This window comes from gamma proteobacterium symbiont of Lampromicra miyakona (assembly GCF_059730895.1).
The window spans coordinates 3,618,043-3,638,390 of sequence record NZ_AP035932.1 but is presented as its reverse complement, the minus strand read 5'-3'; the positions used below and the strand labels follow the sequence as shown (position 1 = coordinate 3,638,390).

At 54.4% G+C, this 20,348-nt stretch carries 20 protein-coding genes and 1 pseudogene; 20 read left to right on the top strand and 1 reads right to left on the bottom strand.

Annotated features, from left to right (window positions below; all coding sequences use genetic code 11):
* The first annotated feature begins 3 nt into the window (after window positions 1–3).
* The 16 genes and pseudogenes from pilO2 (at window position 4) to AC6I8P_RS17115 (ending at window position 14,186) form a co-directional block, all read left to right on the top strand.
* On the top strand, window positions 4–1,284 hold the full coding sequence (pilO2, locus tag AC6I8P_RS17190; RefSeq protein WP_498030820.1) for a type 4b pilus protein PilO2: 1,281 nt from the start codon (window positions 4–6) through the stop codon (window positions 1,282–1,284).
* Entirely contained in the window at window positions 1,271–1,768 is a 498-nt protein-coding gene (gene pilP, locus AC6I8P_RS17185; RefSeq protein WP_498030819.1) for a type IV pilus biogenesis protein PilP, read from the top strand. Before pilO2 ends, pilP begins: the two co-directional genes overlap by 14 nt.
* A 7-nt stretch (window positions 1,769–1,775) precedes the next feature.
* Window positions 1,776–3,353 (top strand): GspE/PulE family protein, encoded by a 1,578-nt coding sequence (locus AC6I8P_RS17180; RefSeq protein ID WP_498030818.1) that lies wholly within the window; start codon window positions 1,776–1,778, stop codon window positions 3,351–3,353.
* Window positions 3,340–4,455 carry a type II secretion system F family protein gene (locus AC6I8P_RS17175; RefSeq protein WP_498030817.1) on the top strand — a complete coding sequence of 372 codons (1,116 nt, stop codon included), beginning with the start codon at window positions 3,340–3,342 and terminating at the stop codon, window positions 4,453–4,455. The genes AC6I8P_RS17180 and AC6I8P_RS17175 overlap by 14 nt, the downstream gene beginning before the upstream one ends.
* Window positions 4,456–4,464: 9 nt before the next feature.
* Window positions 4,465–5,061, top strand: a complete 597-nt coding sequence (locus AC6I8P_RS17170) for a type 4 pilus major pilin (protein ID WP_498030816.1) — start codon at window positions 4,465–4,467, stop codon at window positions 5,059–5,061.
* Window positions 5,062–5,065: 4 nt separating this feature from the next.
* On the top strand, window positions 5,066–5,545 hold the full coding sequence (locus tag AC6I8P_RS17165) for a lytic transglycosylase domain-containing protein (protein WP_058770081.1): 480 nt from the start codon (window positions 5,066–5,068) through the stop codon (window positions 5,543–5,545).
* Window positions 5,542–6,210, top strand: coding sequence for a prepilin peptidase (locus tag AC6I8P_RS17160; RefSeq protein ID WP_498030815.1), 669 nt, complete (start codon window positions 5,542–5,544; stop codon window positions 6,208–6,210). Before AC6I8P_RS17165 ends, AC6I8P_RS17160 begins: the two co-directional genes overlap by 4 nt.
* Window positions 6,210–7,532, top strand: a complete 1,323-nt coding sequence (gene pilV, locus AC6I8P_RS17155) for a shufflon system plasmid conjugative transfer pilus tip adhesin PilV (RefSeq protein WP_498031184.1) — start codon at window positions 6,210–6,212, stop codon at window positions 7,530–7,532. The genes AC6I8P_RS17160 and pilV overlap by 1 nt, the downstream gene beginning before the upstream one ends.
* A gap of 469 nt (window positions 7,533–8,001) precedes the next feature.
* On the top strand, window positions 8,002–8,700 hold the full coding sequence (locus AC6I8P_RS17150; RefSeq protein WP_498030814.1) for a plasmid transfer protein: 699 nt from the start codon (window positions 8,002–8,004) through the stop codon (window positions 8,698–8,700).
* Between the two features lie 17 nt (window positions 8,701–8,717).
* Window positions 8,718–9,431, top strand: coding sequence for a TIGR03759 family integrating conjugative element protein (locus AC6I8P_RS17145; RefSeq protein WP_498031183.1), 714 nt, complete (start codon window positions 8,718–8,720; stop codon window positions 9,429–9,431).
* Window positions 9,410–10,021: a transglycosylase SLT domain-containing protein gene (locus AC6I8P_RS17140; RefSeq protein WP_088515945.1), complete on the top strand. Its 612-nt coding sequence runs from the start codon at window positions 9,410–9,412 to the stop codon at window positions 10,019–10,021. Before AC6I8P_RS17145 ends, AC6I8P_RS17140 begins: the two co-directional genes overlap by 22 nt.
* The gene (locus AC6I8P_RS17135; protein ID WP_498030813.1) at window positions 10,018–10,545 is read left to right on the top strand and encodes an integrating conjugative element protein; all 528 of its coding nucleotides are present in this window, start codon (window positions 10,018–10,020) and stop codon (window positions 10,543–10,545) included. Before AC6I8P_RS17140 ends, AC6I8P_RS17135 begins: the two co-directional genes overlap by 4 nt.
* Window positions 10,545–11,188, top strand: a pseudogene (locus tag AC6I8P_RS17130) (restriction endonuclease). Before AC6I8P_RS17135 ends, AC6I8P_RS17130 begins: the two are co-directional and overlap by 1 nt.
* A 13-nt stretch (window positions 11,189–11,201) precedes the next feature.
* Window positions 11,202–11,330, top strand: a complete 129-nt coding sequence (locus tag AC6I8P_RS17125; protein ID WP_255412135.1) for a hypothetical protein — start codon at window positions 11,202–11,204, stop codon at window positions 11,328–11,330.
* Window positions 11,327–13,438 (top strand): type IV conjugative transfer system coupling protein TraD, encoded by a 2,112-nt coding sequence (gene traD, locus AC6I8P_RS17120; RefSeq protein WP_498030812.1) that lies wholly within the window; start codon window positions 11,327–11,329, stop codon window positions 13,436–13,438. Before AC6I8P_RS17125 ends, traD begins: the two co-directional genes overlap by 4 nt.
* Window positions 13,425–14,186, top strand: a complete 762-nt coding sequence (locus AC6I8P_RS17115) for a TIGR03747 family integrating conjugative element membrane protein (RefSeq protein ID WP_481657910.1) — start codon at window positions 13,425–13,427, stop codon at window positions 14,184–14,186. The genes traD and AC6I8P_RS17115 overlap by 14 nt, the downstream gene beginning before the upstream one ends.
* 515 nt (window positions 14,187–14,701) lie before the next feature.
* Here the strand turns inward: AC6I8P_RS17115 and AC6I8P_RS17110 are convergent.
* Complete coding sequence (locus AC6I8P_RS17110; RefSeq protein ID WP_498030811.1) at window positions 14,702–17,668, bottom strand: DEAD/DEAH box helicase; 2,967 nt, start codon at window positions 17,666–17,668, stop codon at window positions 14,702–14,704.
* A 360-nt stretch (window positions 17,669–18,028) separates the two neighbouring features.
* Between AC6I8P_RS17110 and AC6I8P_RS17105 the strand changes: the two genes are divergently transcribed.
* The 4 genes from AC6I8P_RS17105 (at window position 18,029) to AC6I8P_RS17090 (ending at window position 20,322) form a co-directional block, all read left to right on the top strand.
* Window positions 18,029–18,838 carry a pentapeptide repeat-containing protein gene (locus tag AC6I8P_RS17105; protein WP_481657908.1) on the top strand — a complete coding sequence of 270 codons (810 nt, stop codon included), beginning with the start codon at window positions 18,029–18,031 and terminating at the stop codon, window positions 18,836–18,838.
* Window positions 18,839–18,840: 2 nt separating this feature from the next.
* Window positions 18,841–19,479, top strand: coding sequence for a nucleotidyltransferase domain-containing protein (locus tag AC6I8P_RS17100; protein ID WP_255152442.1), 639 nt, complete (start codon window positions 18,841–18,843; stop codon window positions 19,477–19,479).
* Window positions 19,466–19,783 (top strand): hypothetical protein, encoded by a 318-nt coding sequence (locus tag AC6I8P_RS17095; RefSeq protein ID WP_255152443.1) that lies wholly within the window; start codon window positions 19,466–19,468, stop codon window positions 19,781–19,783. Before AC6I8P_RS17100 ends, AC6I8P_RS17095 begins: the two co-directional genes overlap by 14 nt.
* Window positions 19,784–19,950: 167 nt before the next feature.
* Window positions 19,951–20,322, top strand: a complete 372-nt coding sequence (locus AC6I8P_RS17090; protein ID WP_498031182.1) for a nuclear transport factor 2 family protein — start codon at window positions 19,951–19,953, stop codon at window positions 20,320–20,322.
* The last annotated feature ends 26 nt before the right edge of the window (window positions 20,323–20,348 follow it).

The following is a 20,348-nucleotide window of genomic DNA, read 5'->3' as shown; positions in this document are numbered from 1 at the left end:
ACCATGTCAGTACTGAAAAAAATGAGCCTCCGGGCCGGCATCCGTTTGACGCATCAGCGGCGGGACTGGATGGCAGGTCTGCACTGGGAGCCGCAGCGTAATGCGTTAAATACCCGGTTTCGCAGTAAAGCGTCGCCCGATACGCATTATGCCGCTGCCGGAAGAGGAAATGCTTCAATGCGCGGCCTGGTTTCCCCGGGGCGCGTGCGCCGCAGCCAGCACGCGCTGGCCGTGGCATTCCTGCTGGCCGAGGGCGGAAATGCCTGGGGTATTTACCGCCTGAGTCACACCGAGGATTCGTGGGTCTTTTTCGCTGCTATCGGCGGGCAGTTATCCGTCATGGGCGATGTGCCCGGCTCCCGCGCCATCATTGAACAGTCGGCGGCAAACTTCCTGCGTTTTAATGATGCTGATTCGCCGCGTTTACGCTGTGCCGCAACGGCAGACGACAACCTGCACGCCGGCACACTGACCGACAGACTCAGCCGGGCGCAGGTAAAACGCTGCCGGCTTCATAAGCGCGTGACCGCCCTGTCGGTCATCATCCCGGCAGCCGCCGTCAGCCTCGCGGTGGCCTGTGGCGTTTACTGGTTCGATGCGGCATCGGAAAAGGCTGAACAGGCCGCTGCAATGGCAGCGTTTCGCGCCCGCATGGCATTGACGAAAGAAAAGCCGGCTGAACCCGCACGCGCACCGCACCCGTGGGCTTCACTGCCTCCTGTTTCAGTGCTGCTAAGCAACTGCTGGCTCACGCGTGAGCCCGTATTCGCATCCGTTGCCGGCTGGCGCTTTACCGACGGGGAATGCGTCCCGGAGGGCCTGCGCCTGCGCTTTGTTAGCACCCCGGGTGCAACGGTCGAGGATTTCTCCCGCCGCGCCCGCGAGCTGTTCGGTCACTCAGCCGTCTTTAATCTTCAGGAAGGCGGTAAAAACGGTGATGTTTTCATTCCCTTTAACCATACCCCCCCGACCGGGTTCACTGACGAAGCACTGCCCGGTGCTGATGCTCAGCTTACGCGCTTTATATCCCATCTGCAGCGCCGCAACCTCGACGTCAGATTTACCGAGGTGAAGCCGCCGCCGGTCGCGCCGGGTGAGGAAAAAATTACTCCTGTACAGGACTGGCGGGAATTTAACTTTTCTGTCAGCTCACGTCTGCAGCCCGAGCGACTGCTGCAGGATTTTGATGCCACGGGGCTTCGCCTCAGCAGCCTTTCGATCACCATGAGCCCGCAGGGGCAGTTCGACTACACCATGAAGGGGAGCATCTATGCGCAGAATTAATCCCGCCCTGCCTGGGCTGCTTCTGTCCGCTTTGCTCTGCGGACCCGCGCCCGCGGCCGCTGCCGGCGATGTGCTGCCGCCGAATGTCACCCTCGGGGAGCTGGAAGCTGCGCAGGCCCGCAATCTGATTCTGGAGCAGAAAGTGCAGACGGCGCGGCTGGAGCAGCAGCTGCGGGAAAGTCAGTCCGGACAGGGTGCCGACCGGAATTATCTGACCACAGCCAGCCAGCCGGCCATGCCGGTTATGGCGCAGCCTGCCCCCTCTCAGCAGACCGCATCTGCCGGCGCGGAGAAGCGCGCCGGCAGCGTTCGCCTGCAGGAAATTTACGGGCGGGGTAATCAGTTACGCGCGCGCATTGTCCTGCCTGACGGCGGGGTCACGGAGGTGGTAAAAGGCGATCAAATCCCGGGCACGGCTAAACGCGTCACTGAGGTAACGTCAACGCTTGTGCGCCTCAGCGACAATTCTGAACTCTCCTTCTGAGGCCACGATGACACCTGATAAAGAGATAATGGATTTTGTGTTCGCCGAGCTGCATGCCACCGGTGGCGTAACACTGTTAATCGACGGCAACCGCCGTAAAGAAGCGGCCATACAACGCTGGGTGATGGACGTCACCCGGACGCATCCCACGGCAAAAACCGAGTTTGTGACGCTGAGCGAGCTGAACCGCCGGCGTGAAGTGGCAGAGCAGCGCGGCCTGAGCCTGTCACAGAGCGTCAGCGAAGGCGATCTGGACAAGCTCGACATCAGCGTATCGCAGGATAAGGTCATCAACTATATGAGGCTCGGTCACGAGTTCAATGCCTCTGATATTCATATTGAAATCAGCAGTGATCGCAGGATTTCCATCGTCCAGCTGCGTATTCACGGCGAGCTGGAGGTCGTGGATGAAGTGAAAGATGTGGAGGGGATGACGCTGGCCTCTACCTCATATCTTTCCATGTGCGACGTGCGCGAACAGTCATTTTTTGCCGGTCGCGAGCAGTCAGGACGCATAGATGCAAAGTTTGCCCGCCGCGCCGGTCTTTATGGCGCGCGATACGAGCATCGTCCAACGCCCGACGGGCTGATAGTGGTTATGCGTCTTATTCCGGACGACGGTGACAACATACCGACGCTGCCGCAGCTGGGTTTTCTGCCGGAGCAGATAAAGCTCATTATGCAGATTCTTCGCCTTCCGGAAGGCATGGTTCTGCTCACCGGCCCAACCGGCTCGGGCAAAAGCGCCACGCTGCGCGTGTTCAGTGACATCTGGCTTGATCTGACGGGCGGTAAAAAGCGCCTGCTGACGCTGGAAAATCCGCCTGAGGGTCGGATTCCGGGTGCCATACAGACGGCCGTCATGCCTGCCGATAACTCGCCGGAGGCCATCAGTCGCGCCTGGACTAACGCCAATGCCTCCGCGCTGCGTCTCGATCCGGATGCCATTCTGAACGGCGAGATGCGTGACCTGCACTCCCTTATCGCCGGCATTTACGCCAGTGAAACCGGCCACGCGCTGTTCTCCACCCTGCACACGCAGAGCCCCATTGGCTCCCTGCGTCGTATGGAGCACTTCGGTATTGACCGCCATCTTCTGGCAGATGCCGCACTCATCACCGGCTTAATAGGCCAGCGTCTCGTGCCGCTGCTGTGCGAACACTGTCGGGTGCCGTGGGAGAAAAAAGCCCCTGAGCTGGACGCTGATACGCGGGAACGTCTTGAACGGTACTGCACTGTTGAGGGCTTCTTCGATACCAGCAAACTCTTTTTCCGCAATCACGAAGGCTGTTCCCACTGTCAGAAAACGGTGCCGCTGACCGGACGCATCATCAGCCGGGGTGTGACCGGGCGCACGGCCATTGCCGAAGTAATACGGACCGATGCCCGCCTGATGCAGCTCTGGCTGTCACACGGCCCGGCCGTTGCCCGTCAGTACTGGGTGAATCAGGGCGGTATTACCCGCCGCATGCACCTGATGAGATACCTGGCTGAGGGGCGTGTTGACCCGCTGGAAGGCGATCTTATCTGTCCGCTGGATGAAGATTCGGTAATGGAGTGCGAGGTACCCGATGGCATCCGCTGATCGCTTCACGCCTGACAGGCATATGTCGATAGCAGAAAACCTGCGCTACCGCCTGGTCAGGGCAACATTCACCGGCCAGTACCGCCAGCCGTTTTACGAGACCCTGCGCTTTCTGCTGGAAAACCGCAAACAGCTCAAAGAGGCCCTGACCATGATTGGCGAGGTGCACACCGACTTTGGCAGCCGCTGGCATCCATATCACGAGCTGGTCCAGGACTGTCTTGAAGGGGTGAACGATAACCGCCCCGGTCGCGCGCTGCAGGACGTGCTGGCCGCCTGGGCACCTTACGAAGAGGCCGCACTTATCAGCGCCGGCATGGAAACCGGCAATATTCCCGGTGCCCTGATGCAGGCGGATAAACTCATTGTGGCCCGACGTCGCATTCTCGGCCAGGTGGTATTCGCCTCAGTATTCCCGATCGTGCTGGTATTGCTGGGGACGGGGTTGCTGCTGGCCAACAACCTGGCGCTGGTCCCCACCCTGAGCAAAATGTCCGATCCGGCAGGCTGGACTGGCGCACTCGGATTTATGAATGGGGTTGCGCAGTGGAGCGGCCGCTGGGGACTGACTGCTGCCGGCGCGGCCGCGGCACTTGTGGTGCTGGCGTTCTGGTCCCTGCCCCGATGGCGGGGGCGACTGCGTCGCTTCGCTGATTACCTTATGCCCTGGTCGGTTTACAAAGACCTGCAGGGGGCGGTGTTTCTGATGAATATCGGGGCGCTGCTGGGTGCTGGCGTGCAGGAGCTTAAGTCGCTGCAGATCCTTAACGGATTCGCTCCGCCCTGGCTGCAGGAGCGCATCGAGGGCGCGATGGACTGCATGAGTGAGGGCGATTCTCTGGGTCGTGCAATGCGCAACAGCGGTTATGACTTCCCCAGCCGTGAGGCGGTGAACTACCTCTCTCTTCTCGATAAAGGCAACAGCGCAGCATCGCTGATCACCAACTATGCCGATCGCTGGCTGGAGCAGGCGCTGGCGCGCGTTGCCCGCCGCGCGAACGTCACCAAGCTCTTTTCTCTCGTCCTGATTATGAGTTTCTTCTTACTCATACTGCTGATGGTGATGCAGATTCAGGATATGAACACCTTCAGCACACATTAAGGAAACATCATGTCATCAAAGGCATTCCCGCAACATCATCGCCAGCCTGATCGCGGCTGGGGCATTATGGAACATGGCGCCATTGCACTGCTCACCATCGTTGTTATCTGTATCGTGGGTGCATGGATCTGGAGCCTGTGGGGTAAAAAGTCCGTAGGCGTGGAGGTATCAAATCTCCAGTTTATCGTGACCAATGCTCAGCAGCTTAAGCAGACTCAGGGAGGGTACAACTTTGCCAGCAGCACCACGATGACCGGCACCCTGATCCAGCAGGGTGGCGCGCCGAAAGCCGGCTGGACCATTCAGGGAACGGCGAGCTCCGGCACGGCGACGATGTGGAACAGCTATGGTGGCCAGGTCGTGATAGCACCGGTGGCGACCAACGGGTTCAACAACGGATTTTCTGTTACGACGCAGAAAGTACCGCAGGCAGACTGCATCTCAATTGCCACCCAGCTTGGTTCCGGCGGTGCATTCAGCGCAATCAGCATTAACAGCACGGATTTCAGCGACGGCATTGTCAGCGCGGAAGCGGCAGGAAAGTCCTGCACGGCTGACAGCGGCATGACCGGGAATAACACGCTCGTCTTTACGCATAACGGCTGATGACATGCTGCGCCTGTCCACGGTTCTGTTCCTGATATTGCTTTGCCCCCGTGCGGGGGCGTTTTGCTTTGACGCAGCGGGTGCGAAGTACCATCTCGATCCGCTCCTGCTTAAAGCCATCGCTACGGGCGAGAGCAGCCTCCGGCCGGCAATAACGAATATTAACCGGGATAAAAAAACCGGGCGGGCGCTTAGCACGGACTATGGGCTGATGCAGATCAATTCCTCACATATTCCGGGGCTGATCGCGCAGGGGGTCATCAGCGGTCCACAGGATTTGCTGACGCGCCCCTGCCTTAATGTGCAAATCGGCACCTGGATACTTGCCAGACATTTTCAGGTCTGTGGCTACAGCTGGAACTGTCTCGGCTCGTATAACGCCGGGTTCAGAAAAGACCGCCATGAAACGCGCGAGTCCTATGCCAACCGCATATATGCCATTTACCGCCAGCTTTTACTAAAAGAACGGGGAATTAAACTGTGACGCTGCTGACGCTGAGCATGCCGTGGCCAATGCTTATCATCATTTTTCCGCTTGGCTTGTGCCTGTTCTGTTTTATGGCAAACCTGGTACGCCTCAGCTATCTGACCACCAATGATGAAAAAGAATGGCTGGCCATTTTTTTAAATCCCGCCCCCGCCGGCATTACCTGGCTTTTTGCGGCATCGGCAACCTGCATCGTACTGTCGCCGGCGCCGGCTCTGGAAAGGCTGATGGCGCTGTTGCTCAGCCTTTTTCTCTTCAGGATGACGCTCATCGATGCGCTCACCGGATTTCTGCCCCGTTATATGACTGTGAGCTGCCTGATTGCCGGTCTGGCTGCTGCTCTGTCAGCCCCCGGATTCTGGGGGCATGCATTCTCTGCCGCGACGGCGCAGGGGTTATTCGGGCTCTGGCGCTACGTCACCGGAAAAGTCTCTGCACGTGAATGCCTGGGGCTTGGCGACGTCTGGCTGGCCGGCGCTGTTGCGGCCTGGCTCGGTGGTTGTGAGGGTCTTTATGCACTGCTCACAGGCGTCTTTTTATTTGTGCTCTGGCAGCTTCTGGTGCGCCGCGTCCAGCAGGGAGGACCTATGGGACCCTGGCTGTGCGCCGGCGCGATGCTGGTCGCGCTTATCAAACTTTATCATCCACTCATTACATGGTGATGCCTGTGAAATCGACTGAAAAAAACGACAGGGGCTGGGCGATCATCAGCACCGGTGCCGCACTGATTATTCTGTTACTCGTCAGCGTCTGGGGGTATTCGCTTATCACTGACTGGATGGATAAGCGGACCTGGATGAACACTGCTGCGCAGGTTTCCCGTTTTACACAGGCCGTCAAAAGCTATACGGGACGTTATTACGATACGCTGCTCTCCAGCGCCACGACAACGTCCCCTGTTATCGTGACGCCGGTGATGTTGAAAAACACCGGTTTTCTGGAGCAGGGTTTCAGCGAGAACACTATCGATGGCCAGGTATATCGCGCTGCGCTTGTCCGGAATGCAACTAACACGAACCAGCTGCAGGGGCTGATTTTTACACAGAACGGTTCCGCACTGCCCTTTCTGGCACTACGACAGATATCAATGGATATCACCTCTGGCATGGGGGGCTATATCTGGACGTCAGGGATCGCGACCGGCGCGATGAGCAGCTGGAGCATGCCGCTCGCACAATTTGGCGTCAGCACCACGCAGGGCCATATCGCCGTTCTGCTGACCACGGATGAACTGGGTGCCGCGCAGGGTGAGAGCGATCGCCTGTATCGTTTTTCCGTTACCGGTAAGCCAGACCTGAACACGATGCATACCAGCATTGATATGGGGGGAAACAACCTGAATAACGCAGCTACGGTTAACGCGGTTAACGGTGCATTCAGCAGTAACGTTACTGCACGCGGCAACGTCACTGCTAACGGAACCGTGACGGGCCAGAACGTCACCGCAGGGTCCGGCGTCTCAGCAGGCGCCAACGTCACTGCTGGTAACGCGATTACCGCGAATAGCGATATCAGGTCTAATAATGGCTGGATGATTACGCGGGGTTCTAAGGGCTGGCTTAACGAGACATACGGTGGAGGTTTTTATATGTCGGACAATGACTGGGTCCGCGCAGTTAATAATAAAAACATTTATACCGGCGGTCAGGTGCGTGGCGGAAGCGTGCGGGCGGAGGGGGATATGTCTGCAGGCGGACTTCTGTACCAGGACCAGGTCAACTCGGCAGGCGCAGGCTGCAGCATTATTGGCGCGATCAGTCATGATTCGAGCGGCACCACACTCTCCTGTAAGGACTGGGTGTGGCAGAGCGGTTCGTCATCCCCGGTGCGCGTCTGCGCTAACCGCTGCGGCGGGCGCTGGCCGCTTGAAATTGGCCGCGTAAACCATGACGGCGACTGGTCTTCATGGAATACGCTTGGCGAGGGATGCGGTGGCTCATACACCCAAAACTGGCTCGTGCCTGTTTTCTGCAGCATAAACTGACGGCCAGACTGTTGTGCGGTGTGTCAGTTAACGTTCAGGCCGGCAGTGTTGACGCCTGAAGACATTTTGCAGATCCTATAACTACTCCAGTATTAATTAACCTCTAATGACATCTAATGACATTTTGATACCGCGCGCCAGAAAACTGGCCGCGGTTTTTTTACCGCCGGAAACAGAGGCTTGCCGGACCTTTTTTACTTCCCTGTGTACCCACCCCGGAAATTTTTACAAACGGCTACTGAGTTAATCATCGTTATTCGTCGCCTGTTTTTGCACCTTATGGCCGTTCTGCTGTGCAGCCATAAGGAATCCCTGTATGTCACTCAGTCATGCCTCGCCCGAGGAACTGCTCCCTGACGCTCCTGAACATCAGGCCGGAGCGTCAGAGGTGCAGCCCGCCGCTGCGGATAAGCCCCGAATCCGGCTTCCGTTTAGCCCCCGAAAAATCATCAAAGGTGGCAGCATCGTTTTGCTTACTGTCAGTCTGACGGGTTCCCTGATTGCGCTGGTTGTCATGGGGCGTCAGGTATCAGACCTGACGATACGCGTTAACACACTCGATGCGGCGTTTCGCAGCGGCCAGATTGGTCAGCTTGCCTCCAATGTCTCATCAATGGAAGCGCGCCTGAAAACACTTGAGCATCAGACAGCCGCCTTAGCCTCCCTCCCTGCGGAACTGCAGTCGGCCGGTGATGAACAGGCCAGCCTGAAAAACGCCGTCAGTCAGCTGCAGGATGCCGGCAGCAGCAACGGCCAAGTGGTTGCTCAGCTGCAGACGCGCTTAAGTTCTCTTGAGCACGATGTTCAGCAGTCATCCTCCGCACTGAGTGAGCTCAACCGCCAGCTGGCGCAGAAAGCAGCTGAGCCTGAGAAGAGCCGGACCGCCATCGAAGCAGCTAAAACCCGCGCGGCGATTCCTGCAAAAAAGAATAACCGGTCAGCCAGGCGCACGGTGACGCTGGCTGCACCGTTTGTGCTGACCGGCATTGAACGCCGTGGCGGGCAGACCTTCGCCGTTGTCATTCCGCGCGGTGCTTCACAGATATCCGCCATGCGCCTGCTTTCACCAGGTGATTCCCTGCTGGGCTGGACGCTCCGGTCAACAGAGGGAAGTCGCACCGCGCTCTTTACGGTTAACGGTAGCGAGCAACGGCTGCATGTTGAATGAACGGAGATAGATCAGTGATTAAAAAAAGCTTACCTGCCGTGCTGATTCTGATGTCATTTCTTTCAGATGCGGCAACGGTTCAGACGCCGTCAGCGCAGAGCAGCGTATCCCCGCTGCGGGAGTCCTCCTCAGGCACGCTGAGTTTGCAGCAGCAGGCGCAGCAGTGGGGACTTTCTGACAGCGACTGGAGCCGTTATCAGACGCTCATGCGGGGCGAGCGCGGCATTATGTCTCCCGGTCTCGATCCTCTTACCGCTCTGGGCGTGGAAACCAGCAACAGCGCTGAGCGTCGTCGTCTGGCCGAGCTCTGGGTCAGGCATGAATATCAGCGAACTGAAAAAGAACTGGCCTTCCAGCGCGAAATCAATGCCGCCTGGCTCCGCCTGTATCCCGAGACGCTGGCCGTAATTATGGGCAGCAATGCTGCAGGGATAGCACACGATACGCAGGGACGGCTTGCACTGTTTGTTAAAGAGAACTGCTCCCGCTGCGATGCGCGTCTTGCGGCTGTGCTTGCAGACAATCGCCCGGTTGATATTTATATGGTCGGCGGAAACAGCGATGAGGCCATCCGCGCCTGGGCTATCCGGCATAACATTCCGGTGGAAAAGGTTCGCAGTCGCCAGATAACACTTAACCACGACGGCGGCCTGTGGCTGCGTTACGGACAGGGGCAGATGCCTGTGATTCTGCAGCAGGGGGAAAACGGATGGCAGCTCGCCGCGTTCTGATGGTTGCATCTGGTCTGCTGCTGGCATCGGCAGCGCACAGTGCGCCGGCACTCCAGGTCATTCCGGATGCTTACCGTGAAATTGCTGCAGCCGAGCGGGTACCTGCTGAATCGCTGTACTCGCTCGCTATGGCTGAAAGTACGCGCAGTACCGCATGGGGAGCAAAGCCGTGGCCCTGGACCATCAACGTGGCAGGCAGGGGATATCACTATGATACCCGGGAGGAAGCCTTCACGGCGTTGCTCGGATTCATGCAGCGCTGGCCACTGAAAAATATCGATGTCGGGCTGGCGCAGGTGAATCTGGGATGGAATGGCCATTTCTTTGCCACCTATCGTGATGCATTTGACCCTTATACCAATCTTCGCGCTGCTGCCCGTATTCTGCGGGCCTGTTATGACGCCCGTCCCGGAAGCTGGCTGCAGGCTGCAGGTTGCTACCATCATCCTGCGGGCGGGCGGCACGCCGCAACCTATATGGCGATAGTGCGCCGCAAGCTCAGCCAGATTGCGCCAGCCGATATGCCCTCCCGCAGTGAGCAGCCTGTCACCCTTGCCCGTTCAACACTTACCTGGATTGAACCTCAATGAAAATTCAAATCCGTAATATCCTGCCTGTGACGCTCCTCCCTGTCATGCTGATGGCAACCTTCAGTGCGTTTGCAGCCCTCACCGTTGTCGGGGATCTTGGCGGTGAAAGTACCGCACCTTTCTTCGACGCAATTAACGCGGCTCCTGCGGGCGATCCGGCCGGAACAGCGCTTCCTCCGCCTCCTGTGTCGCTTTCCATTTCCGATATGCTGCCCGTCAGCACACCAGAAATGTCCCCAGGCACCGTGACTGCCAGACCACTAAACCTGCCGGGGATGCCACCGGTATTTGTGCTGGGTGACGATCCCTCATCCCGCAGCTGGCTACAGCTGAATGCCGCTGAGCTTATGCGTATGCAGGCAACCGGCATGATTATCAACGTGCAGGATGAAAGCGGCCTGAAATCGCTGCGTCAGATAGCCCCGGCGGTTGAAATGGTGCCTGTCAGCGGCGGAGATCTGGCCCGCCGGCTAGCGCTGACACATTATCCGGCGCTGATCACCGCAACAGGAATTTCACAGTGATGCCGGCAACCCTTTTCCCGGAGCTGTTCAGCCAGCATAGCGGGCTGGTTGTCCTGTTAATCGCTTTTGCGACTGCACTGGGCCTTCTGATATCAGCGCGCCGTTCTGTTACCCAGCGCCGTCATCGTCGCTATCAGAAACAGGCTGCCCGGGCGCTGCTTCGCCTGTCCCTGCTGCGCGACGAGCCGGCGCGGATAAGCTGGCTTCGCAAGATGAATCCGTATGTGTTTGAAGAGATGTTACTGACAGCGCTGTCACGGCAGGGGCTGCGTATACAGCGCAATGCCCGTTACAGCGGTGATGGGGGGGCGATGGGACCGTCTGGATCAATGGTCGCCGCTTTCTGATTCAGGCCAAACGGTACAGTGCAACCATCATTGCGGCACACGTTTCTGCATTCGGGTTGCTAACAGAGAGCGAACGCTGCTCTGGTCTGTTTATTCATACCGGCCGGACAGGTGAGGTGAGCCGGGATGCCTTACGACATTATAGCGGCATCACCCTCATCAGCGGCCAGCGGCTACTCTGGCTGCTGGCTGGCGATCGGCGCTGGATGGACTACCTGAACACCCAGTCACATTGTCAGGCCCCGCGACAACACCCCCCAGAAAAACACGCTTCTTCCACAACTGTTCATGATTAAGAGGGAGACAACAATGTCTGGTTTTATGGCGAGTAAGAATGACAACCTGCTGCAAAGCGCGGCAGAGGTTGACCGCAAAATGAATGCTGCAGCAAAGCTTACCGGCTCTTCTGGCTGGCAGACCAGCAGGGAGTTTTCATGAGCGATCGTTATGTCATGGAGTCACTGCTGCGCCCGGCGGTAGAGCTCTATTCCGCTACGGTTGCGGCCAGTGCGACATGCATATGCCTGACCGCCCCCTGGGCGGTGGCACTCGCGCCTTCCGTAAGCTGGGTTACGGCTGCCGGCTTCGGCGTCATTGCCCTGAAGCGGACCCGTCAGGGCATGAAAATTTTGCGCTACCGGCAGAATATCCGCCGTCTCCCCCGTTACGTGCTGACCAGCGATCAGATCCCGGTCAGTCGGCGCCATCTTTTTCTGGGCAAAGGGTTCCGGTGGTCGGCACGTCATACCCAGCGACTGATGGAGGCGCGTCGTCCTGAATGCGAAATCTACGTGCAGCCCTCCGTGCTCTACCGCATGGCACGCGAAATGGAAAAAAGGATGGAATACAGCCTCCCCTGGCTGTGCCGGCTGACCCGTGCAGATATGGCGCTCAACCCTTTTCGACCATTGCCGCCGGTCGGCGGCAGCCCGATTTATCACGGCGTCGAGCCTGATGAGACGACGGTGACCTATGATCTCGGCGAACGCGTCGGACACATGCTCGTTATCGGTACCACCCGCGTGGGCAAGACCCGTCTGGCGGAGCTGCTCATCACCCAGGACATCCGACGTAAAAATGCCGCTGGCGATCATGAGGTGGTCATTGTGTTTGACCCCAAAGGGGACGCTGACCTGCTTCGCCGGATGTACGCGGAGTCGCACCGAGCGGGGCGTCAGGATAATTTCTGGGTGTTTCATCTTGGCTGGCCCGATATCAGCGCACGGTACAACGCCGTCGGACGCTTCAGCCGTATTTCAGAGGTGGCGTCACGCGTTGCCGGACAGCTCTCCGGTGAAGGTAATTCCGCCGCCTTCCGGGAGTTTGCCTGGCGCTTTGTCAATATCATCACGCGCGCGCTGGTCGCCCTCGGTCAGCGACCGGATTACGGCCTCATTCTCCGCTATGTCACCAATATCGGTGAGCTGTATGAAACCTACGTGGATAACCTGCTGAGTGAAAAGGCGCCGCAGTTGCTGAATACCGCAGAAGCCATGATGCAGAGCGGGATCAGCGACAAGGACCTGCCGCGTCATCTTCAGGGCAGGCCTAACGGCGTGAAAATCTGGGTATCGGAACAGGTACTGGGCAGTCCGGAGGGGAAAAAGCTCTGGGACCCGGTGCTTGATGGTCTGCGCAGCGCAGTCCAGTACGATCGCACCTACTTCGATAAAATTGTGGCCTCCCTGTTGCCGCTGCTGGAGAAACTTACCACCGGTAAAACGGCTGCGCTTCTCGCGCCCGATTACACCGACCTGGACGATCCGCGCCCGATTCTGGACTGGCACAATATCATCAAGTCACGCGGCGTGGTGTATGTCGGCCTCGATGCGCTCTCTGACCCGGTGGTGGCCGCGGCCGTCGGCAACAGCATGTTTGCCGATCTGGTCTCTGAGGGCGGTCACATCTACAAGTTCGGTCTTGGCGATGAGGAGGAAGGTAAATCCGCAAAGGTGGCCATCAACCTGCACTGCGATGAGTTCAACGAGCTGATGGGGGATGAGTTCATTCCGCTCATCAACAAAGGGGGCGGCGCCGGCTTTCAGGTGACCGCGTACACCCAGACCCTGTCCGATATCGAGGCGCGGATCGGCAGCACGGCTAAAGCGAATCAGGTGGTGGGGAACTTCAATACGCTTGTCATGCTCCGCGTGCGCGAGAAGAACACCGCCATGCTGCTCACCGATCAGCTCCCTGAAGTGGACGTTTACCAGAAAACACTGACTTCCGGCGTCACGGATGTTTCCCGTCCCGGGGAAGGAACAGACTTTAACAGCAACGTTAATGACCAGGTGAGTCTGGTAAAAGTCCCGATGATAAGCCCTGCAGATATCATCAACCTGCCAAAGGGGCAGGCCTTTGCCTTACTTGAAGGGGGGCGGTTGTGGAAAATTCGCATGCCGCTGCCGGCAGATAATGACGATCCACATATGCCAGCCAGTCTGAAGCAACTGGCTGACAATATGGAAAAAAACTACCACACCGGTGAGACATGGTGGACAGGTGGTGACATGCCGTTTGCAGGAGGCCCCGATGTCCCAGCATGACGGTGACAGCAGACAACGCAGCGCCCCTGCGCGCCAGCGGCAGTCCGGACCGATTGGGCTGCTTCTGTGGGATTTCCCGATGGGCCTTATCGGCGTGCTGCTTGGCTCACTGCTCGTCAGCCTGCTGATTGAATATGCCTGTATCGCGCTGTTGTGGCCGGAGGAAGGCGCCGCCCACAGCTACCGGGTGATGGTGGCTGAAAGTCACTGGCTGTCGGAGGGGTATACACGCAGCCTGCTGATGGCTGCACCGGTTGAGACGGTCAGCCGCTGGGTGCATGTTGCGTGGCAGTGGCTGTTCGTGGACAGCGGATTCAGCGGCTGGCTGCAGTCATTTAAATCCCTGAGTGAAAAAAGCAGCGGGCTTATTCCGGCGCTCAATGGGCTGGGTGCTTCACTGGTGAGCTGGCTGGGTGTGTACCTTCAGGCCACGGTCTGGGTCACGCTGATTTTCTTCATCCGGGTCATGATCCTTTTTCTCAGCCTGCCGCTGTTTGCGCTGGTTGTCATCATGGGCGTGGTGGACGGGCTGGTCAGGCGTGACTTACGGCGATACGGCGCCGGCTATGAATCAAGCTTTGTCTATCACCACGCCAAGCGCTTTATTAAACCCGCTCTGTACGGTCCCTGCATGCTCTACCTGGCATGGCCAACAGCTGTGTGGCCAAATCTGTTGTTACTGCCTTCAGCACTGCTGGTTGGTGGCGTGCTGGCCGTGGTAACGGGGTCATTCAAGAAATACCTCTGAAGATACCGCGTGTTGTACCATTTTCGGGATGCTCCCCGGGGGCCCGCAGCTGGTGCGGGCTTTTTTTATGATTTCTAAGTGGCATGAGAGATCGAGACTTGCCGGGGCACTGCAATTTTTTTGTCGGGTTCATGAACCTGATGCTGATTGTGGAAGGCATCTGACAGGGTATTACAAGCCGGCAAGTAAATAAGAATGTGTTCAGTGCTTTATCATAGGGCCCATTAGGTAAACTCTCCGGGCTGAGCTGGTGAAGTCACCAATTCTGAGCACCATCTGAGGCAGTTAAGTGCCCAGGCTGTGTGAAAACTGTTTTGGTCGCTTAATCTGAGAGAAACCAGGCTGGAAACTGCGCACATACGTAAAATTTGGCTCATCTAACCAGTCGAGTAATTCCAGATTTTGCGTAGATGCGCGCACTTCAATTCTAGGTCAGAGTTTTCACGCAGCCTGTGCCAAAAGCGGACATTAAACCAATAAATAATCTGTCCTCTTTTCAGCTTTAGCGAAAATTCCTACTTACTCACTAACCAATAGGCTCTTGTTGCACCACCCTGCATGGCGTAAGAGATTCCGAATGACATTAAATCTGCGAGATGAGCATCGATTTCAGCATTGCTTATCCCTGGCTGCACTCCCACTACAGTGAACCCAAGTTGAGTTGCACGAGTGTCTTTAAGCTTATCCTTGAGTGTCTGCAGATCACCCACTACAAACCTAGACGGCGACTTAAAACGTTTACTCATCCGATCCGCCATATGCGCAAGAAGCACTGATAAATCACAATAGAAAACGGACTTCACTAGCTGACCAGCGACTTCGTACACATCATCCACTCGCCCCCCGCTGGGAGCGCCTCCTGCTCCTTTACAGTGGTACAACGAGATGTCCACGTCGCCATTGGCCGCCATGGTCACCGCAATATAGTCAGCTGCCTCTCCAGAGCGGTGGTCGTAAAACAGTGCGACTACGTTAGGGAGGCGAAGCAAGTACTGTTCGAGGTGTTCCTGTACAGTCCTTTTGCCCTGCAACTTTACGCGCTGTTCCCGTGCTTTTTCAGTGTCGTTTTCGATGATAAACTCGACACTAATTTCGCATTCGTCCCAACCAATGACCTGCGTATCCTCCTTTGTGAGCGAAACTGCCTGTAACTGCGGCGCAAGCATTGAATTCAGCCCTTCAAAGGTAGATTTATCTGAGGCATAAAACATCGGCGGGTGTTCACTCAACCAGTCAGCTAACGGCATCCATATATCGCTAGCTGATTCGATCTCCAAACCCACATTCTGATCGAGCAATGCCACCATTCGCCCCTGAGGCGAGAATCGCATATTGGCACTCGCTTCCTCTGAGTGAATGCTGAAGAGCAATTGCGCTTCTGAGGGTCTGCAGTCAAAGTCTGCCAGGTCCCATTCAGTGAGGCGGCTATAGAGCGGCCGTTGATCCTCAGGGCGACGAATTCTAATCCTCGGATTTGTCTTGAATCCTGCTCTGGGCCAGGTCCCTGCAATCACTAGGTCTGGTAGCCTCTGCAACGTCGTAGCCGATCGAATAACATCGAGGCGTGTTTCCGAGAAGGGAGCATTGCCAGCAAGCCGACCATCTAACCGAGCGACCCACCGGTAAAACTCTGCAATAGAGAGGCGCTGATTACTCCAAATACGTGAGCTACTGCTAGCTCCGATGGTCTCTTTTTCTCCGCCGCTCGAGCCGCTTCCGAAGAAGTGCCCTTGAGCGTATGCCCGGCTATCACCAGCCGTTACTGCACGTTCCGCTGCCGGCCCTGTTAACGTTCTGTATGTTTCGCTTTGTGAGTTGAATGTCGTATTTTTTAGTCCAACATTGAAGAATCGTACACCCTCCAAACCTGCTCGCGCACGGCTGGTTTCCTCGTAGCTTAATGACCGATAACTCTGAGGGCAAACCATGTCCATCAGTCCCAAGTAGATCTTTTCTGTTCTTCGGGTAGAGCCGATATAACAAAGTTGGGAGTCCGCAAAGTATAAGAGCAGAAAAGCATCATGCCGAATGTTCACAAGCACATCGGATGTGGCGAAATTTGGTGGATTTTCGTCGGAGGTCAGGATTAGTGTCAGGGCTCCATCATCTGACGCCCATTGCTTCACTACTCGCAGATCACGCCCCAGAGTTTCTTTTATCTGTGTGAAGATCGGAGGTGTGGAGCAACGGAACACGCAGACGTGCGCATAGAGCTCGATTGCTAAAGGGGACACTGCATCGTAGTTTGACTCGGCAACTCGCCGCAGCCTGAGCCGCTCTACCATTTCTAACTCAGCAGCATCGCCTGCCATCTCTGCTTGAGCAGCTGCATCTATCATACTCGCAAGATCTACACCCTCCTTCAGAAGAGTACTAGACGCCTCCAGAACTCTTGGGAGCGGCGCAATCAATGTTGCCTGGCCGGTTGCCTCATCCACCCTAGCGAAACGCCCAATGAACTGAATTGTCGGTACCAATGAACGATGTGGAGTGTGTAATGCGGCCACCTTCAGTTTCGGAAAGTCGTACCCCTCCCCGAACATATCCACACACACGATCCCCTGCAGCTCCCCACTGACCAAACGCTGCTCGCAGCGATCCTGGGTACGCTTCGTGATCTTACTATCCACTGCTTCAACGTTGACCCCAAGCGCTTGATATATTGGAACCAAAGCCCTAGCTGCATTGATCGTTGCTGCCCTCACAAAGAGGCGATGATCATGCCCTGCAGCTAAGTCCTGATTCAGTTGGTTTACAGCCGTTTCTGCAATGACTTGGTCAATGTGATGATCATCGACCGTGTTTTGAATAGGCGCGGCTCTGAAGGCGACGGGATGAAACGCCCCTTCATCTACGGCCTTCATTACTGGGTAGCGGTAGACCAGCTTCCCTGGAATTACTTGGCCATCGCGGCGAAAGGGGGTTGCGGTCAGAAATACGAACCGGGCTTTTGTGTAGTGCTCTAAGTACGCAGCCCATGTATTCGCAGGAGCGTGATGGGCTTCATCAAATACGATCAAATCGAACAAGTCTGGCGAGGCGCCAAATGCAACCGCTGGTGATGAACTACTTGGCGTCGAAACCACAACATCGTGGCTCTCTAAGACTTGCCAATCTTCCTCAGCTTGAGGTCTCCCTTCATGTCGGAGCACCGATGGGTTAGCAAGATCCGCCGGAATAGCACCAATACGCTTTAGGGTAGAAAGCTCCGAAAAGTGCGATGATACCTGCTTGCGTAGCGCATTAGACGGCTCAACAACGAGCACTCGTTTTGACTGAACCAGAAACGGTAGTGCCATCATTACAGATGTCTTACCGTACCCAGTAGGAAGGCAGATTATCGCCGGGTCAGCATAGACCGAGTAATGCGCCATTGCAGCATGTAGAGCACCGAGTTGACCCGCACGAAAGCCTTGATTAGGCACTAACTTTTGTGCGGCTAAATTCAGAGCACCATTCGAATCCCTGAAAAAATTAGGCATCTTCCCCTCGCTGGCTGACGAAGTTCTAACTTAAACACTGCTTTTTACTAGAGGTACGGAAGCGTCGCCGTATGCAGTTTCGCAACCTGTTACGGCTTACACTAACGCATAGCACGGCATTGTGCCACTTCCTAGCAATCGACCGTTTTGTATACAAGATTGCCTTCATTGTAAGTCTGAGTCAGAGAGCCTTGAAAATCCGCTGAGCGTCCGCACCTCGCTCATTGCTGCCTGTCACATCTCCTATGTCACCTGAGTGCCAGGAGCGGACGTTACTATAGTAGGTCAGGATGGCTTCAAATCAGCCCAAAAGAGCATTATGATTTATAAAATTTAGTCTATTAGCTTATAGAGAAAAAAATGATAAAAGATAGCGGAAGAGAAAAGCTGTCAGACAAAAAATTTGACTCTGAAGTAGTTAGGGACAAGTTTGTTAATAAATTATTTGAAAGATTAGTTGCATTAAATCTTAAATTTAAAAATGTAAACTTCAGCTACTGTATTTTCGATGCTGCTTACATCAGAAAATGTAGCTTTCAGGACTGTGACTTTACTGGTTGCAGATTTTTAAATTGCAACTTAATTGGGTCGAGCTTTAGTGGTTGCAAATTTGACTATGCCACTTTTGATAAGACTTACATTGATAATGACATTCTCGAAAGTGGGTGTCCTGGACCGGACAACCTTAGGCTCAAGTTTGCACGTTCTTTACGTTTGAATTATCAGCAAATAGGTGATTCAAAATCAGCAAATAAAGCCATAGCAATCGAATTACAGGCTACAGGAGAGCACCTTCATAAAGCATGGAAATCAAAGGAATCTTATTATCGAAAGAAATATAAAGGATTTGGCCGTTTTAAAATGTTTGGCGAATGGGTTGAGTTTAAGGCATTAGATCTTATCTGGGGAAACGGAGAGTCAGCTTTTAAATTATGCAGGGCTGTTATTGTTATTCTGTGCATCATAGCTTTGCATCACGTGCTTAACTATGGTGATCCCAAACTACTTAGTTCATATTTTGACGCGTTAGCAATGTCCCCACAGATATTTTTGGGGACATTACAACTCCCTCAGTATTCAGCATCCTTTTTGACAATAGTCGTTCTAGTAAGGTTAATTATGTTTGGTTTCTTTATGTCCATAATAATTAAACGGTTCAATAGGCGATAATTATGCATATCTATGCTTTTGGTTCGATATGTCGCGGAGAGGTTGATTCATTTTCAGACATTGACATGTTAGCTATTGTCAGTGGTCGGGATGAAAGGTTTAACCCGAGAGATTACTCGATTTATTCTTATGAACGAATAAATGAACTCTGGAAAGAAGGTAATCCATTTGCGTGGCATCTTTTTTTGGAATCCAAGATTATTTATTCACCCGATAATATTGATTATTTGCGGGGCTTAGGTAAACCGAGTAACTATAATTCAGGCTTAGCTGATTGTGAAAAGTTTCTAGAGATATTTATTAGCGCTAGACGTTCTATTGAAATATCTGATCTTACAGAAATCTTTGATCTTTCTTCAGTGTTTTTATCGATACGAAATTTTGCGACATGCTTTTCTTTAGATTGCGATGTAAGACCCGACTTTTCGCGAAATTCTGCACGTAATTTGGGCATTCATAGCATACCAATTTGTGATTTGACCTATCAATTATTAGAAAGGGCCAGAGTGCTATGTACGAGAGGTACTGGTGAAATCCTGAATGCTGATGATATTAAGAAAGTCAAGTCTCAATTGGGTTTAATTGAGTCCTGGATGCGAGAAAAAATAAAATTAACTGGTGGCAAATATGAGCGAGTTTAGTAATAGAATTAAAGCTCAAAGGGAAGCATTGAAAGTAGTCAATGGTTCAGGGCTATTCCGTGAACCATTGTTAAGTCTGACAGAGAAAGCTATAGAACGATGGTCTAATAACAATAATCTCAGTAATGCTGATCTCGCTATTCTCTTGTTGAAAGAGATGTCAGGCAACTTATTTTTCCTTGCAAATAAGAGTCAGGAGCAGGTTACTGAAGACTATAAGATCCTTTCTAAGAGGGTGAGTGACCAGTTATCTAAATTGGAAATTGAATTGAAAAACAGAGTCATTTCCAAGACAATTCGTTGAGAACTGAATAGCCATTTCTTCTATGTTCAGTTTGGGGGAGGTTAAAAATGTTAACCTCCGCTTCTCGCTCATAACAGAATCTCAGCGCCGCAGTTCGCATTAGATCTGTGCTGGGAACGGACGTTGCATTCCAGCAATTATTGCTTAAGAGTTATTGTTCGATTGTGATGAGGGCAAACACTATGCTACTGGATACGTTAAAAAGACTCGAATGTTCTCTTCACGGCAGCAGGCGGAAAGAACGGAAATGGCTTGAACAGATACTCCATGAGAAATTTAGCGAAATAACGCGCTCAGGCGTATTAGTTGATCGCGCACAGACTATTGAAGCCCTTTTGGGTGAAGATAACGCTCCAGCTATTGTTAGTAGTGATTTTCGGCTTATCAGCGCTGGAGATAATTTCGCAATATTGCACTATAGAACTGTCAATCCAGATGGTAGTCGTGCATCCCTTCGTTCTTCATGCTGGGAAATATCTAAGAACGGGCAATGGAAATTGGTATTCCATCAGGGAACACCTGAGGCACAGAGCGTGTAGGTGTCAAATACAACGTCCGCTTCACG